This window comes from Methylobacterium sp. E-012, from assembly GCF_057836545.1.
Genome location: NZ_JBYQEY010000001.1, coordinates 4,326,176 through 4,340,654 on the forward strand (window position 1 = coordinate 4,326,176; position 14,479 = coordinate 4,340,654).

The 14,479-nt window shown below is 66.0% G+C and carries 13 protein-coding genes; 8 read left to right on the top strand and 5 right to left on the bottom strand.

Annotation, left to right across the window (positions count from 1 at the left end):
• Nucleotides 1-22: 22 nt before the first annotated feature.
• On the top strand, nt 23-382 hold the full coding sequence (locus AC3IF1_RS20790) for a hypothetical protein (RefSeq protein WP_489219139.1): 360 nt from the start codon (nt 23-25) through the stop codon (nt 380-382).
• A 223-nt stretch (nt 383-605) separates the two neighbouring features.
• Here the strand turns inward: AC3IF1_RS20790 and AC3IF1_RS20795 are convergent, their stop codons facing one another.
• Genes AC3IF1_RS20795 through AC3IF1_RS20805 form a run of 3 tightly spaced genes read right to left on the bottom strand, consistent with a single transcriptional unit; the run spans nt 606 to nt 4,623 of the window.
• Nucleotides 606-2,489 carry a hypothetical protein gene (locus tag AC3IF1_RS20795; RefSeq protein ID WP_489219140.1) on the bottom strand — a complete coding sequence of 628 codons (1,884 nt, stop codon included), beginning with the start codon at nt 2,487-2,489 and terminating at the stop codon, nt 606-608.
• A gap of 14 nt (nt 2,490-2,503) precedes the next feature.
• Nucleotides 2,504-3,295: a formyl transferase gene (locus AC3IF1_RS20800; protein WP_243970799.1), complete on the bottom strand. Its 792-nt coding sequence runs from the start codon at nt 3,293-3,295 to the stop codon at nt 2,504-2,506.
• Entirely contained in the window at nt 3,292-4,623 is a 1,332-nt protein-coding gene (locus AC3IF1_RS20805) for a DUF4910 domain-containing protein (protein ID WP_489219141.1), read from the bottom strand. Before AC3IF1_RS20805 ends, AC3IF1_RS20800 begins: the two co-directional genes overlap by 4 nt.
• A 482-nt stretch (nt 4,624-5,105) precedes the next feature.
• Here AC3IF1_RS20805 and pseB point away from each other — a divergent pair, with 482 nt between their 5' ends.
• The 6 genes from pseB to pseI all read left to right on the top strand — a co-directional run bounded on the left by pseB (nt 5,106) and on the right by pseI (nt 10,801).
• Entirely contained in the window at nt 5,106-6,122 is a 1,017-nt protein-coding gene (gene pseB / locus AC3IF1_RS20810) for a UDP-N-acetylglucosamine 4,6-dehydratase (inverting) (RefSeq protein WP_489219142.1), read from the top strand.
• Nucleotides 6,119-7,297 carry a UDP-4-amino-4,6-dideoxy-N-acetyl-beta-L-altrosamine transaminase gene (gene pseC / locus AC3IF1_RS20815; protein WP_489219143.1) on the top strand — a complete coding sequence of 393 codons (1,179 nt, stop codon included), beginning with the start codon at nt 6,119-6,121 and terminating at the stop codon, nt 7,295-7,297. The genes pseB and pseC overlap by 4 nt, the downstream gene beginning before the upstream one ends.
• Entirely contained in the window at nt 7,294-7,995 is a 702-nt protein-coding gene (pseF, locus tag AC3IF1_RS20820; protein ID WP_489219145.1) for a pseudaminic acid cytidylyltransferase, read from the top strand. The genes pseC and pseF overlap by 4 nt, the downstream gene beginning before the upstream one ends.
• 12 nt (nt 7,996-8,007) lie before the next feature.
• Nucleotides 8,008-9,024, top strand: a complete 1,017-nt coding sequence (gene pseG / locus AC3IF1_RS20825) for a UDP-2,4-diacetamido-2,4,6-trideoxy-beta-L-altropyranose hydrolase (RefSeq protein ID WP_489219147.1) — start codon at nt 8,008-8,010, stop codon at nt 9,022-9,024.
• A 149-nt stretch (nt 9,025-9,173) separates the two neighbouring features.
• Nucleotides 9,174-9,734 carry a UDP-glucuronic acid dehydrogenase gene (locus AC3IF1_RS20830; RefSeq protein WP_243970788.1) on the top strand — a complete coding sequence of 187 codons (561 nt, stop codon included), beginning with the start codon at nt 9,174-9,176 and terminating at the stop codon, nt 9,732-9,734.
• The gene (gene pseI, locus AC3IF1_RS20835) at nt 9,731-10,801 is read left to right on the top strand and encodes a pseudaminic acid synthase (protein WP_489219148.1); all 1,071 of its coding nucleotides are present in this window, start codon (nt 9,731-9,733) and stop codon (nt 10,799-10,801) included. The genes AC3IF1_RS20830 and pseI overlap by 4 nt, the downstream gene beginning before the upstream one ends.
• A gap of 7 nt (nt 10,802-10,808) precedes the next feature.
• On the opposite strand, the gene AC3IF1_RS20840 is transcribed toward pseI, so the two are convergent.
• Nucleotides 10,809-11,837, bottom strand: a complete 1,029-nt coding sequence (locus AC3IF1_RS20840) for a phytanoyl-CoA dioxygenase family protein (protein ID WP_243970785.1) — start codon at nt 11,835-11,837, stop codon at nt 10,809-10,811.
• Nucleotides 11,838-12,236: 399 nt separating this feature from the next.
• Between AC3IF1_RS20840 and AC3IF1_RS20845 the strand changes: the two genes are divergently transcribed.
• Nucleotides 12,237-13,055, top strand: coding sequence for a class I SAM-dependent methyltransferase (locus AC3IF1_RS20845; RefSeq protein WP_489219149.1), 819 nt, complete (start codon nt 12,237-12,239; stop codon nt 13,053-13,055).
• A 1,154-nt stretch (nt 13,056-14,209) separates the two neighbouring features.
• Here AC3IF1_RS20845 and AC3IF1_RS20850 read toward each other — a convergent pair.
• Nucleotides 14,210-14,401: a hypothetical protein gene (locus tag AC3IF1_RS20850; protein ID WP_489219151.1), complete on the bottom strand. Its 192-nt coding sequence runs from the start codon at nt 14,399-14,401 to the stop codon at nt 14,210-14,212.
• Nucleotides 14,402-14,479: the final 78 nt, after the last annotated feature.

Consider the following 14,479-nt stretch of genomic DNA (forward strand, 5'->3'; position numbering starts at 1 on the left):
GGGCGTTGCGTTCGGAGAAGCGGTGGCCGCTGATCAGGATCTACCGCTCGCAGAGTTCCGAATACAGGAGCTCTGGGCTGCTGAAAAACAGAAGATCCACGTCGAAATAAGTAATCAGCTCGATCTCAAGCTCGCTCGCCAGGATGAACAGCGGCAGGGTCAGCGTGAGCGTGAAATACTACTCGCCGCGGCCGCGTCGCGCCCGGACCGCGGCGAGCGCCGGATCGATCCGTTCCAGATCCGGGAGCTGGATCGGGACGAGATGCGGCAGGGCCGCCCTGGCGAGAGCGTCGTAGCAGGTGTCGTTCAGGCAGAAGGCGTGGAGCCGGAAGGACGGGCAATGACGAGCGAGCGGTACAGCGCCAGCGCGCGCGAGAGGTAGCGCGCATCGAAGTAGGTGCGGGAATGGCGGATGGTCCGGCCGGCCGGGCGCGCGTCATAGTCGGTTGCGATTATCCTTCTCCCCAGAGAGCCTCGTCCCACTCCCAATGCCTGGGAGCCCTTCCGCTGGCCGCGCCGGCGTAGCGGGACTTGATAGTGAGAGGCTCATCGAGGAAGGCGTATGGGGTGTCGACCGCGGCCCTCAGGCCCCGGACAACGGCCCGTCACGATGTGGCAGCAGATTCCTGACCCAGGGTATCATGGAGATCGATCAGGTTCTCGATCGCCCGCGACCTGAGCATCGTCTGGCTCTCGCCAAAACGGACGTCGAACTGACCGTTCCCAGCGTGCCGAACCCGCAGCGCGGCTTGATCCGCCGATCCGGTCTCGCCTTCGACACGGTCCTCGATCACGAGGCTCGACGGGCTGGCATCCGCCCAGAATGCGAGGACGTGGATGAGGCGTCCGATCGCGCCGCGGGCGGCTGTCCGCTCGCGGTCCAGGAACGGGCGGCCCGCCATCCGCCGTCTCCGGCGCAGCCTTTGCGCCGATAGCGGCCGTCCCTTGATGATGGTGTCGACGATTTCCGGGGTGCTGGCCGGGGTTCGATAGTCCGGAAGGGTTGGATCGTCGAAGGCAGGAACGAGGTCGCCGACATCGACGGCCAAGCCGCACAGAAACATCTGCGTGTAGCGCATCGCCCACAGGAACTGCTGCGGGGAGACCTTCGGCGGATCCGCCAGGCAGGCCATGTAGGCGGCACGGTCCCGGGTGTAGTTCAGCACGTCCTCCTTCGGGAAGATGTCGACGCCCCGGAAGGCCTGGAGGGACGGCAGGCCGAGACGGACGCACTCGACTCCCATCGACGTCCAGCTCGTCAGCACGAGATCGGCGAGCTGCGCCAGCGCGTAGGAAGAGACGTCGCTCTCCGGCAGGACGACGTGAATGCGCGGGCAGCCCGTTTCCATCACGGCATCGACCTGCGCACCGTATTCCGAGCGCACGCTGGAGCGGTGATTGGCGGCGAGCCGGGGATGGAACCGGACCACGAGTTGATGATCCTCGCGCTCGGCGACGTAACGCGCGATCGTCCGCAGCCAGTCGATCTGGTCCGCGAAGGCCTCGGGCCGCTCGTCGAAATCCGTGGTGAACAGGCGCCGCTGCTGCTTGGTGTTGTTGAGTTCGTCGTCGCTGCTCGTGAACGCCACGAGCGTCCGCCGCGCCGGGTCGACCCGTTCGGTCAACGCACTGATCTCGCGGGCTCCGGGCGAGAACACGATTGACGAGCGCCCGAGGATGCGCGTGATCGAATCGTCGGTCACGTCGCTCACTTCGCGGGCATCGAGGGGCAGGTCACGCCATTGCGGCCAGGTTGGGAGCCGGCGCTGCATGTCCAGCACCTGAGGCATCGCGTCGATGATCTGGATCCGCCGGAAGTCGTTGCCGTTGAGGCCACTGTGGACCACGGGCACGACCCGGGCACCGCGTCGGCCCAGGACCGAGCCGTAGATGATCTCGGTGTAGTACTCGGCGTAGTAGACGAAGATCTGCGGCCGGTAGAGTGCGGCCACCCGCTTGGCCGCCACGTAGGAGCGCAGCCCGTCCTTGACCATGACCCGCACGCGGTCGAGCACGTCCGGATCGGCGCTCGCGAAGATGTCGCGCTTCCAGATCGCCGAGAGGTTTCCGGCAGCCAGCAGACCGATCTGGATGCCGTCGATCGCGAAGCGGCGCGGATCGTCGACGACGGTCTCCTGCAGGCGAGCGACCTCAGCCTCGTCGCCCGCCGTGAGGAGCGCGCCGTCGGTGGTCACTGGGATCCCGTAGCGGGTCGGGTATTCCTCAGCCCGCGCCCGGCAGTCGGGGCAGAACGCCCGGGTCGGCCGCGGCTCGGTCGGGGCGAGCCCGTCCATGATGGTGCAGCTCTGCCGTTCGGCCGAGCAGGTCACCAGGGTGACCGCGTGCCCGGCTTCGGCGAGCACCTTGCCGACGATGAGCGGCGCGGCGATCATCGACGGGAAGAAGGCGTTGGGCGCGAAGGCGACAATCCTGCGCGGGGCCGCATGGCCCTGCAGGAGATCCCGGAGCTTGAGATCCCGGAGCCACATGGGGAGCGAATTCCTCAAAACTGGCGGACGAGGACCGGATCCCTGACCGCGAACCGCCCGTCGAGGTAGGCGTCCACGATGCGGTCGCCGTGGGTCTCGTAGATCAGGTGGAGATGCGCCGGCTGCCAGTCGACGGAGCGCCAGATACGTCCGGTCGTACCTTGACGGCGCGCCGGGCTGTCGGCTCCGCGCCCGGCCAGGTCGAGAAGCTCGGGCAGGTCGTCGCACAGCGACTGGACGGCCCGGCAAGCGAGGTCGTGCAGCCCGTCTCCGCGGACCAGGGTCGCCTGGGTCTGATGGATCACGTCGCCGCCGTCGATGTCCTGCGTGAGCTGGTGGACGGTCATGCCGGTCATCTGCGGTTCGAGCATGTAGCTCGGCCAGAAATGGGTCGTAACGCCCCGATACCAGGGCGACAATCCGCCGTGGATGTTCCACTTCCGCGCGCAGGCGATCCGGCCGAGGGTCTCAGGCGTCAGCTTGTGCACGCCGTAGGACAGGATGAGGTCCGGGCGCAGGCTGTTGATGAAGTCCGCGGTCGCGGGCGCGTTCAGGGTGTCGATCGAGACGTCGAGCCGGGGGACGTCCGGGAGGGAGGCGCCAAAATGCCGGCTCTCGGACGCGTGCCTGCGGGCGAAATGCAGGTCGAAGAGCGCGCGGGTCTCCGGCGCGAGCCGCTCCGGGGCCGACGGGACGAAAGCTTCGCGGGTCTCGATCACAAGCCCCGCTAGATGGCCGCTCGCGGCGACTGACTGGGCGAGCTGGGCGTGGCGCGGGTGATCGCCGGTGAGGAAGACGACGTTCATGTCCGGGCATCCTTCAGCAGCCCGCCGGCCTTCAGCTTGTTCACGGCGGGCAGCAATTCGGTGACGCTGCACCTGCACTTTCCGGCGATGTCAATGAGATCGTACGTCCCGTCGCTGTAGTTCAGGATCGTAAGCACCCGCTCCAAGATGGTGCGGCCGTCGAAGATCGCGTCGCTCGAATGCTGCCAGGTCGCGGCCGAGTTCAAAGTCGGGTACAGGTCGCGCCGCCCGAGCTGGGGCTCGCCGAACGGGGCCTGATTGATGTAGGGGCCGGCGGCGTCCAGCTCCTTCAGGAAGCGCTCGATGAGGCCCGCGCTTTCCACCAGGGTCTCGATCCGCATGAACGCCTTGGTGTCGAGGGCGTTGTGGTATCCCGCATATTCCCCGTAGATCGTTCGGGCGAACTGGCCGACCGGAAGATTAAAGCCCGGCGAGCAGAATTGCCGCTCGTCCGAGCCGCTGGTCGGCGTGAACGGTCGTATTTCCAGGGTCTCGGGCTCCCGGTCCGCCCAGGAGCGGGCGAGCCGGTCGATGCGGGTGTCGCCCCGGCGGGTCGCCTTGAAGCTGAGCCGCCTCGACGGCCCTCCAAGGCAGGTGAGGACCAGACCGGCTTCGATTGTCGTGCGCAGCCGCTCCCCGTCAAGCCAGAGATAGCACAGGCTGCCGATGGTCTCGGGATTCAGGAGGAAGCGGTAGGTGAAGGTGCGGTGCTCCCACTTGGAGAGTGCCCGGTAGAGGGCCAGCAGGACGAGGGGGCCGCTCAGCTCGTTGTTGGCGAGCGAGGGATGGCACAGGTAGGAACTGATCAGCACCTCCCGGTCGGTGCTTCCCGTCAGCACGGCCTGGGCGAGGGGGATCTGCCCGTCCTTGAACTCCGCATCGATCGCGACGCGGTAATCGCCCTGCTTCAGGTTCTGCCGGACGTTGTGCGCGAGGCAGAAACCCCAGGTCCGGTTGTAGTAGCTGGTGACGTAGGGGACCGTGTCGGGCAGATGCGGCAGGCTGTGCAGATGGCTCTGCAGCCGGTCGAGCGGAACAGTGCCGTGGAAGCCTTCCGAATAGTTGAGGATGTGGAGGTTGCTGACGTCGGTATCGCAAACCACCGTGCCGTCGGGGTCGGTCAGCGTCGCCCGCCGACAATGCCATTCGGGCGGCGTCGTCCAGTCGAAGACGGTTTGGCCGGTCGGCACCCCGAAGTAATCGAGCGGCATATGCTCGCCCAGCACACGGTAGCTCGCTTCGAGGCCGGGGCCGGAGATGCTGCGCAGGATGGGAAACAGGCGATCGAAGGTATCATCGAGCAGCGTGTGAAGGTCGTCCTGCGCCATCGTGAGTCCCATTGCGCCGATTGAGGAGCCAGTGCGGACATCGCGCGGCGGATGGCCGCTCTGAGGCTGCGGCGCGCCCGGCGGCAGGATCCGTCAGCCGGCGCCAGGCCGACGAGATCGCCCCGGTCGGGACTGATCGAACAGCGTCCCGTCACCCGGGGACCTGCTCCGAAGCGATCAGCCTCAGCCAACCGGCCTGTGCCCTGCATCGGGAAGCGCAGTAGCGCAAGCTGGACAGGTCGTCCAGCCGCATGGCCGTGGTCGATCCGCGACGTCATCCTTGACATCGGCGCGCCACCGACCGTAGCTCGCGGTTCCGGGACAGCCGCAGACCTCCGGCGGCGCAGCGCGGCTTCTGAGGTGCGCGACCTGGTTCCCGGTCGGATGCGGAACGCGTCCGCGGCATCTCGCTGTATCGGCCGACCCGCGGCGCGATCCCACGGTGTGATCCTTGGAGCTCGGTTGAGGCGAACGGCTGATCGATGACTGTGCTGAAGGACGCTAATATTCTCGTCACCGGGGGCACCGGCTCGTTCGGCAATGCCTTCGTCGCGCAGATGCTGCGCCAGCACGGACCGCGCCGGATCGTCATCTTCTCGCGCGACGAGATGAAGCAGTGGGAGATGGCTCGGCGCTTCGACGGCGAGGGCCGGGTGCGCTTCTTCGTGGGCGACGTGCGGGACCGCGCCCGCCTCGCCCGCGCGATGGACGGGATCCACTACGTCATCCACGCCGCCGCCCTGAAGATCGTGCCCACGGCCGAGTACAACCCGTTCGAGGCGGTCAAGACCAACATCGACGGGGCGATGAACGTCATCGACGCCGCCCTCGACAAGGGCGTGAAGCGCGTGGTGGCGCTCTCGACCGACAAGGCGAGCAGCCCGGTCAATCTCTACGGCGCGACGAAGCTCGTCTCCGACAAGCTGTTCATCGCCGGCAATTCCTACGCGGGCGGGCACGATACGCGCTTCGCGGTGGTGCGCTACGGCAACGTGATGGGCTCGCGCGGATCGGTGATCCCGCACTTCCTGTCGCTGGGCGCCGCCGGCCGGCTGCCGATCACCGATCCCGGGATGACGCGTTTCATGGTCACGCTGGAGCAGGGTGTGGCCCTGGCGTGCCACGCGCTTCTCGATACCGAGGGCGGCGAGATCTACGTACGCAAGATCCCCTCGATGCGGCTCGCCGACATCGCCCGCGCGGTCTGCCCCGAGGCAGAGATCGACGTCGTCGGGATCCGCCCCGGGGAGAAGATGCACGAGCAGATGATCAGCGCCGAGGACGCGGCCCACACCTACGCGTACGACGGCTACTACAAGATCCTGCCGGCGATCGCCCCCTGGGGCCATGCGAGCCGGATCAAGAACGGCCTGAAGGTGCCCGATGGGTTCAGTTACGCCTCCGACACCAACGACGAATGGATGAGCGTCGAGGAGTTGCAGGCTTGGATCGAGGCCAATCGGGCCGCCCTGACCTCGGGACCGCGGATCGCGGCATGATCCCTTACGGACGCCAGCACGTCACCGACGACGACGTGGCGGCAGTGACCGCCGTGCTGCGTTCGGACTGGCTCACCCAGGGGCCGGCCATCGAGCGGTTCGAGGCCGATCTCTGCCGCCAGGCCGGGGCCGGCCACGCGGTAGCCGTGAACAGCGCGACCTCCGCGCTGCACGTCGCCTGCGCGGCCCTCGGCCTCGGACCGGGCGACCGGCTCTGGACCTCGCCCAACACCTTCCTGGCCTCGGCCTATGCCGGGCTCTATTGCGGCGCCGCGGTCGACTTCGTCGATATCGAGCCCGCGACCGGCAACATGAGCGCGACCGCCCTGGCCGATGCGCTGGCTGCCGCCGAGCCGGCGGGGCGCCTGCCGAAGGTGGTGGTGCCGGTGCACTTTGCCGGCCGCTCCTGCGACATGGAGCCTATCCACGCGCTGGCCCGGCGATACGGGTTCGCGGTGGTCGAGGACGCGGCCCACGCGATCGGCGGCCGCTACCGGGGCGATCCCGTGGGAAGCGGGCGCTACGCGGACGTGACCGTGTTCAGCTTCCATCCGGTCAAGGTCATCACCACCACCGAGGGCGGCGCCGCGCTGACCGGGGATGCCAAGCTGGCCGCCCGGATGCGCCGCCTGCGTTCGCACGGCACTACCCGCGACCCGGCTGAGATGGACGGCCCGCCGGACGGTCCCTGGACCTATCAGGCCCTGGAGCTCGGCTGGAACTACCGGATGACCGATCTCCAGGCGGCTCTGGGTTCGAGCCAGCTCCAGCGCCTGGAGGGCTACGTCGCCCGCCGAGCGGCACTCGCGGCGCGCTACACCCGCCGGCTCGCCGGCACGGGTCTCACCCTTCCGCCTGTCGATCCCGGGATCGACTCCGCGTGGCATCTCTACGTGATCGGCTGGGACGCGGAGCGCGCCGGGATCGGCCGGCGCGCGGCGTTCGAGCACCTGCGCGCCGCGGGCATCGGCGTTCAGGTGCATTACGCGCCGGTTCACCTGCAGCCGCTGTTCCGGGCGCAGGGCTTCCGGCCGGGGCAGTTCCCCAACGCAGAGGCGTACTACGCCCGGGCCATCACTCTGCCGCTGCACGCGACGCTGACCGAGGAGGAGCAGGACCGGGTGATCGAGTCCCTGCCGCTCTCGCCGGAGCAGCGCCGGAGCGTGGCCGCGTGAGGGTCGCGGTGGTCCCGGCGCGCAGCGGCAGCAAGCGCATCCCGGGCAAGAACATCCGGTCCTTCGCCGGCCGGCCGATCATCGCCTACCCGATCGCTGCGGCCCGCGAGACCGGGCTGTTCGACCGTGTGATCGTCTCGACGGACAGCCCCGAAATCGCCGCGGTCGCCCGCGAATACGGCGCCGAGACGCCGTTCCTGCGTCCGGCCGCTCTGGCGGACGACCATTCGGGCACGAACGCGGTTGTCGCCCACGCGCTGGCGTGGCTCACCGAGGCGGGAGAGGCCGTCGAGCTCGCTTGCTGCCTCTACGCCACCGCGCCGCTGATCCGGCCCGACGATCTGCGGCGGGGTTTCGCGATGATGGCTGACCCGGCGGTCGCCTTTGCGTTCTCGGCGACCGACTACGCCTTCCCGATCCAGCGGGCGCTTCAAATCGACGCCGCGGGCGCGGTCGGGATGTTCCAGCCGGAGGCGCTGATGACGCGCTCGCAGGACCTTGAGCCCGCCTATCACGACGCGGGGCAGTTCTACTGGGGCCGGGCTTCGGCCTTCACAGACGGGACGCCCCTGTTCGGCCCTCGCTCTCGCCTCGTGCTGCTGCCGCGCCACCGGGTCGTCGACATCGACACGCCGGAGGATTGGGCGGAGGCGGAGATCCGGCATGCTGTGCTGGCCGGCGGCCGCACCTCCGGCTGACGCGGCTGAAGAATGCGCATCGTCTTTCGGACGGATTCGTCATGGTCGATCGGCGCCGGCCACCTGATGCGGTGCTTGTGCCTAGCCGATCGCCTGGTCGCCAGGGGGCACGAGGCACTGTTCCTGACCCGGCCGGCGGAGGGCGACCTGATCGCCGAGATCGAGGCGCGCAGCTTCCCCGCGATCCGCCTGCCCGGCGCGGCGAGCGAGGTCGAAGACGCGGACCGGTGCCTGGCCCTGACGGCCGGCGGGCGCGTCGATTGGGTCGTAGTCGATCATTACGACCTGGGCGCCGCCTGGGAGGCGCGGATGCGCACCGGCGCGCGCGCGCTCCTGGCGATCGACGATCTCGGACGCGCGCACGCCACCGACCTGATCCTCGATCAGAACCTGGCGAATCCGCTCCACGAGGGCTATCGCGGTTTCGCGGGCCGCGCGCTCCTCGGGCCGGGCTACGCTCTGATCCGTCCCGGGTTCGGCACTCTGCGGGCCGCCTCCCTCGGGCGCCGGACGGGCCGCATCGGACGGATCCTCGTGTCGATGGGCGGCACCGACCCGGTTGACTACACGCCGACGGCGCTGCGCGGCCTGCAGGCTCTGGACCGGTCCGACCTCATGGTCGACGTGGTGATCGGCCGGAACACCAGGAACCGGGAGACGGTGGAGGCGCTCTGCTGGACCCTGCCCGGCGCCACGCTCCACGTCCAACGGGCCGATATGGAGACGCTGATTGCGGCGGCCGATCTCGCCATCGGCGCCGGAGGCACCAGCGTGTGGGAACGCTGCGTGCTGGGCTGTCCCGCCCTCATCGTCAGCCTCGCGCCGAACCAAGTCGCGCTCGCGCAGGGCGTTGCGGATGCGGGCGCCGCGCTCGACCTCGGCTGGCACGCGGAAGCTGGGGGCGATCGGATAGCTGAAACTCTCCGGCGCCTGTCGCCGGATACAGTGATGCGCATGAGTGACCGTGCCGCCGACATTTGCGACGGCAGCGGCGCCGACCATGTGACGGACGCGATGGGATGGTCTTGAGATCCTTGGGCGCCGGCGCGGTGTTCCACGCCATGACTGAAGGCAAAGCGATGCGGATCTCGGTCCTTTGCTCCGATCCTGCCCATCCGGTGTTCCCGCACGTTGCGGCCTGGGTGGAGCGAACGCGCGCGCGGCATGCGTGCGAGTTCGTGACCCGCGCGGCTGACCTAAGCGGCGGGACCCTGCTGTTCCTGGTTTCGACGCACGAGGTGGTGAAGGCCGATCGTCTGGCCGCCTACGAGCACGCCCTGGTCCTGCATGCCAGCGACCTGCCCGAAGGGCGCGGCTGGTCCCCGCATATCTGGAGCATCGTGGAAGGGCGCCGCACGATCGTCGTCTCGCTCCTCGAGGCCGTGGAGCCCGTCGATACCGGAGCGGTGTGGGCCAAGCGGAGCTTCACCCTGGGCGGCCACGAACTGCACGACGAGATCAACGCGGCGCTGTTCGCCGTGGAGCTGGAGCTGCTCGATTTCGCGGTCGCCCGGTGCGGCACCGTCGTTCCGGTGCCGCAACCGGAGACGGGGGCGAGCTACCGCCGCAGGCGCACCCCGGAGGACAGCCGGATCGACATCGACCAGCCCCTGCGGTCGCAGTTCCCGATCCTCCAGGTCGCCGATCCGGAGCGCTTCCCGGCCTTCTTCGAGAAGGACGGGTTCGTCTACGAGATCATCCTGCGCAAGCGCCCGGCCGAGACGGAGACAGGACGATGACATCCCCCGCGATCACGATCGACGGCCGTCCAATCGGGCTCGACCATCCCCCTTACGTCATCTGCGAACTGTCGGCCAACCACAACGGCAGCCTGGAGCGTGCCCTCGCGCTGCTCGACGCTGCCGCCGCAACCGGCGCGGACGCGATCAAGATCCAGACCTATACGCCAGACACCCTGACCATCGACCACGACGGCCCCGATTTCCGCATCCGCGGTGGCCTGTGGGACGGACAGACGCTCTACGAACTCTACCAGACCGCGTTCACGCCCTACGAATGGCACGCCGCGCTGGTGGAGCGCGCCCGCCAGCGCGGCGTCACCCTGTTCTCGACCCCCTTTGACGAGACCGCCGTCGCCCTGCTGTCGGGGCTCGGCATGCCGGCCTACAAGATCGCCTCCTTCGAGGCGGTCGACCTGCCCCTGATCGCCCGCGTGGCCGCCGAGGGCAAGCCGATGATCATCTCCACCGGCATGGCCGACCGTGCTGAGATTGGCGAGGCGGTGGAGGCCGCCCGGGCGGGCGGCGCCGAGGATCTCGTGCTACTCCACTGCGTGTCCTGCTATCCGGCCCGCTACGAGCAGGCGAACCTGCGCACGATCCCCGACCTCGCGGCGTCCTACGGGGTGATCGCGGGGCTCTCGGATCACACGCCGGGCACCGCTTGCGCGGTGGCCGCGGTGGCGCTCGGCGCCTGCGTAATCGAGAAGCACTTCACCCTCGACCGCAGCGCGGGCGGGCCGGATGCCACCTTCAGCCTCGAACCCGACGAGTTCACCCGCCTCGTCAGCGAGTGCCGCGACGCCTGGCTCTCGCTCGGCGGGCTCGGCTACGCTCGCTCGGAGGCCGAGCGGGCGAGCCAGGTCTTCCGGCGCTCGCTCTACGTGGTGCGCGACATGGCGCCGGGCGCGCCCTTCACGGCCGAGACGCTACGCTCGATCCGCCCGGGCTACGGCCTGTCGCCGAAATACCTGCTGGCCATTCTCGGCCGGCGCGCAACCCGGGCGCTCGCGCGCGGGCATGCCCTCTCCTGGGAGGACGTGTCGGGCGGCAGCCCGGACGCGTGAGGCCGCCTCAGCCCCTGAATAGCGCGTAGGTCTTCGGCCGGCGCTTCATGGCGGCAGCCAGCGTCGGCGTGACGGGGCTGGGCATCGGGACGGGTGTCGAGGCGCCGCCGAACAGGGTCGTCGCGTAGGACAGCTGCAGGACGAGCCGTTCCCGGCCCGTCGGTGGGAGACCCTTATGGAAGCCGATCGTGTCCGCGACGAAGATCGTTCCGGCCGGCCCGCCGATCGAGCGCAGCGAGTCCGCGCCGTAGGCATCGACGATATCGGCGTCCGGGATGCGGGTGTAGCCGCGACGGAGGAGGCTGCCGACCTTGTCGTTGCGCAAGCGGTGGCTGCGTTCGACATAGACATGCGGACCGGCGGATTCGTCAACGTCGGTGAGATAGATGAACAGTTTGAGCCAGCGCGGCTTATCCATGTCGAAGTGGAAGAGCTGCGCCGCCTCGGAGGCGTTCCCCTCCTCGAAGACGGCGCTCCACCACATCGTCAGCAGATCCACGATCGGCGTCACGCCCAGGTAGCGCCCGGCCAGCGAGAGAAGAAATTCGTCTCCGAGGACGTCCTGGATGTCGGGCGAGCGCAGGCAGTCGCGGGCGGGGAAGGAGTAGATCCGTGCCCGGGGGGTGGCGGCGTCGAACAGCCCGCGTCCCTCCACATCGCCGCCCTTGAAGTTCGCCTCGTTCGTCCGGGCGAAATCCGTGAGCCGGTCGATCATCGGTTGCGGAAGCTTCATCGGCAGCATGGCGAAGCCGGTCTCGCGAACCTCCTTGGCGATGGACGGGGCGAGATCGGACGGGACATCGCCGAAGATCCCGGACTTCATCGAGCCCTGCACGTAAGGGCGGTGCGCCGACAGAAGCGTCGAGATCAGACGCGTCGACCGTCCCTGCGTCTGGCCGTGCAGAATGATCATGGACTGGTAGGCTTCGGGCGGATTGGGTTCGCCGCGCATGTGAGCGAGCATGCCAGCAGCGACGGCACGGATGTGCGGATAGAGTTCGTTGGCGCTTTGGGACCAACTCGTACGTTCGCTCATGACGTGTCCTGACATGATTGCCCCGGCGGGCTTCGATAAAGGCGGCGTTATACAAAGCCGGACTTTGGGGCAAAACGGTGGGCCATCGCGACAGACCCGCTTCTGATCACCCGGTTCGGCGCGGCCTCGCCGTCCGTGGCACAGGCCCTCTGAACGGGGTAGATTCGCGGAACGACGGCGCTCGGACCGTCGCGAACGGACATATGTCCGGCCCCACCGCACGGCGCCGACCAGCGCGATCCGGCCGCGGTCATGTACCGAAAGCCGAAATTCGATTTCCAGGCCGATGCACGGGATCCAAAATCGTCCGGCGCTCTATATAAGGTTTGCAAGACTCCGCTCGGTCTCCGAGCTTCACGGATACCGGAAGCTGATATGCGTTTGATTGACCATCTAATCATGAGCATCTCGGCCAAGATGTGGGCCAAAATGGAGTGGACACGCTGGTATACTCTTTTGCGGGTTGACTATTTTCGCGAACTGGTCGTCGCCTGGAGAAAGCGGTACTTCATCGAGCGGCAAAACGCGTTGCGGGTCTGGGATGGCGACAATCGGCGGATGACCATCATGAAATCCGGGCTATCGACGATCGAACACAACCTCGAAGGTTTGCATGATATCAGAGGGATACGCGGGCTTCGCATCATCAGACCGCTGTCCGTTATCGAGACCTATCGGCCCTTATCCATCATGCCGGCTGCGAGCCGGGGATACGATCAGGATTACATCAGTACGGCCATGGTTCTGGACATTGGGCCACGCACGGAGGGCGAACTCTTCTCGTTGATGGCATACGGCTTCCGGATGCCGAATATTCGCGGCCTAGATCTGATTTCCTACAGCCCCATGATCGATCTCGGCGATATGCATGCGATGCCCTACCAAGACAATACATTCGATATCGTGATCGCAAGCTGTGTCTTGGTGTATTCCACGGATCCGAAGAAGGCGTGCGACGAAATGGTCCGCGTCACCAAGTCTGGCGGTTTGATCTGCATTTCTCAGGATACGATACCTGAGACGGGCATCGCGGCGGTCGGGGCGCTTGGAAAGCAGCTCAGTAAGACCGACGATTACTTAGAGCTCTTCACTCCGCATGTCGATCGGATATTTTTCAGCCATGAGCTCCCGGACAGGTTGAAGCCGATCGATCTGGACGCCGGCGAGGGATCAAATTATACGACGGGCTTGATTTTCAGTATCAAAAAGGCTGGTTGATACTGACGCCCTCGACGAGGCGACGTTTGTGTCGGGTTCAGTGTTATGGCGAACGGTCGACGCGACGTAGTGGCCGTCTGCTTACCAGTGGACCATTAGGCCGCATGGCGGTGTTGTTCAGTCTGATCGGCGGCCAGCACCATTCAGGTCTGCTGAGCATGCCTCTGGCCGTTTGAGCGACTCGGCCCGCGCAGAGCCAGTCCGCGCGCGATGCCGGGCTTGAACGCGTGCATCTGTACCGACGTCCGAACCCTCTGCCGGCCTGTGGACTGGAGAAGCGCGGCGAAAATTCGGACGGTTGGTTGCCAGTTGCGATCAGTTAATTGAGGGTCGCGTGTTTGAAATTATCGCACATGTTCAAAACCGCCTCAGGCGTAGCGTCCCTCAACAGACTGTCCATCGTGGTCTGTAACATTAAATATGTTTCAAAGTGTTTGTAGCACTAGCATTCATCATCCTATAGCGTATTCAGAATTTCAGTATATCCAGAAAAATATAAGTGGTAGATCGATATTTCGCCCTGAATTTACGTGGGTGTCCAGCTGCCGGTTTCGACAACACAATCAAATTATTCGACAAATGGCGCACCCTCCGTCTCCCAGGTCTTGATTTCCACGTAGGAGATTCCTGTTTTCTCGATTTCATTGCGGAGGTATAACAGGCTTGAATTTGCGCCATAGGTCAAGAAACGGTCGTTATAATCGATCAAGGTATTCATTTTTCGGTTGCTTATAATATCGACACAAAAACGAAATATTTTGATTGTGTAGCATAAGTATTTGGCGTCGTTCGCGCGGGTCAGTGTCTTCACGTCCGCCCCTATGTATCCACCGAGCGAGCGCTAAACCCCGGCCTCATCGAAGCCGACCTCCTCGTCTACGTAGAGATCGCATCCCGGATCGTAGGCGCCGAAAACGTACTCTCATGCGGCGGATTTTCGTCCCTTCATGTTTTGGAACGCGACGCGGAAGACCGGGGCGCCGAGATACGACGACAGCTGCTCCAAGGATCCCTCGATTTCGCGGCAGCTTCCTGAAGCGAGATGACGCGAATGGGATGAAGATGCTGATCCCAGGTGTAGCGTTGGAAACGGCAGGCGAGCAGTTCCGCGCTGGGATCACGCATGAATTTCGGATTGAGCCCAAAAAGAACTGCTATCGGGTCCTGAAATAATTGACGTAATCATCGACGATGATCAGGAATGCCTTTTTGATGGCTTTCAGGACGTTGCTGAGGCGCTTGTAGGCGGCCATGCCGCGCGGATCGCGGATCATGAAGTAGTCGTGGAAGATCAGATCGTTGAGCAGCACCGCCGTAGGAGGCGCGCAGAACTGCTCGTACGTCACCTTGACGCCGATCTTTCGAGAAGGGCCCTCGAAATAATCGATCGTCAGTCCTTGGAAGACCGCCGGATCTTCCAGATT

Excerpts from the sequence above, each read along its gene's own strand:
- AC3IF1_RS20800 (WP_243970799.1), bottom strand. The coding sequence starts at position 3,295 with ATGAACGTCGTCTTCCTCACCGGCGATCACCCGCGCCACGCCCAGCTC.
- pseI (WP_489219148.1), top strand. The coding sequence starts at position 9,731 with ATGACATCCCCCGCGATCACGATCGACGGCCGTCCAATCGGGCTCGAC.
- AC3IF1_RS20805 (WP_489219141.1), bottom strand. The coding sequence starts at position 4,623 with ATGGCGCAGGACGACCTTCACACGCTGCTCGATGATACCTTCGATCGC.
- AC3IF1_RS20840 (WP_243970785.1), bottom strand. The coding sequence starts at position 11,837 with ATGAGCGAACGTACGAGTTGGTCCCAAAGCGCCAACGAACTCTATCCG.
- pseB (WP_489219142.1), top strand. The coding sequence starts at position 5,106 with ATGACTGTGCTGAAGGACGCTAATATTCTCGTCACCGGGGGCACCGGC.
- pseC (WP_489219143.1), top strand. The coding sequence starts at position 6,119 with ATGATCCCTTACGGACGCCAGCACGTCACCGACGACGACGTGGCGGCA.
- pseG (WP_489219147.1), top strand. The coding sequence starts at position 8,008 with ATGCGCATCGTCTTTCGGACGGATTCGTCATGGTCGATCGGCGCCGGC.
- AC3IF1_RS20795 (WP_489219140.1), bottom strand. The coding sequence starts at position 2,489 with ATGTGGCTCCGGGATCTCAAGCTCCGGGATCTCCTGCAGGGCCATGCG.
- AC3IF1_RS20845 (WP_489219149.1), top strand. The coding sequence starts at position 12,237 with ATGAGCATCTCGGCCAAGATGTGGGCCAAAATGGAGTGGACACGCTGG.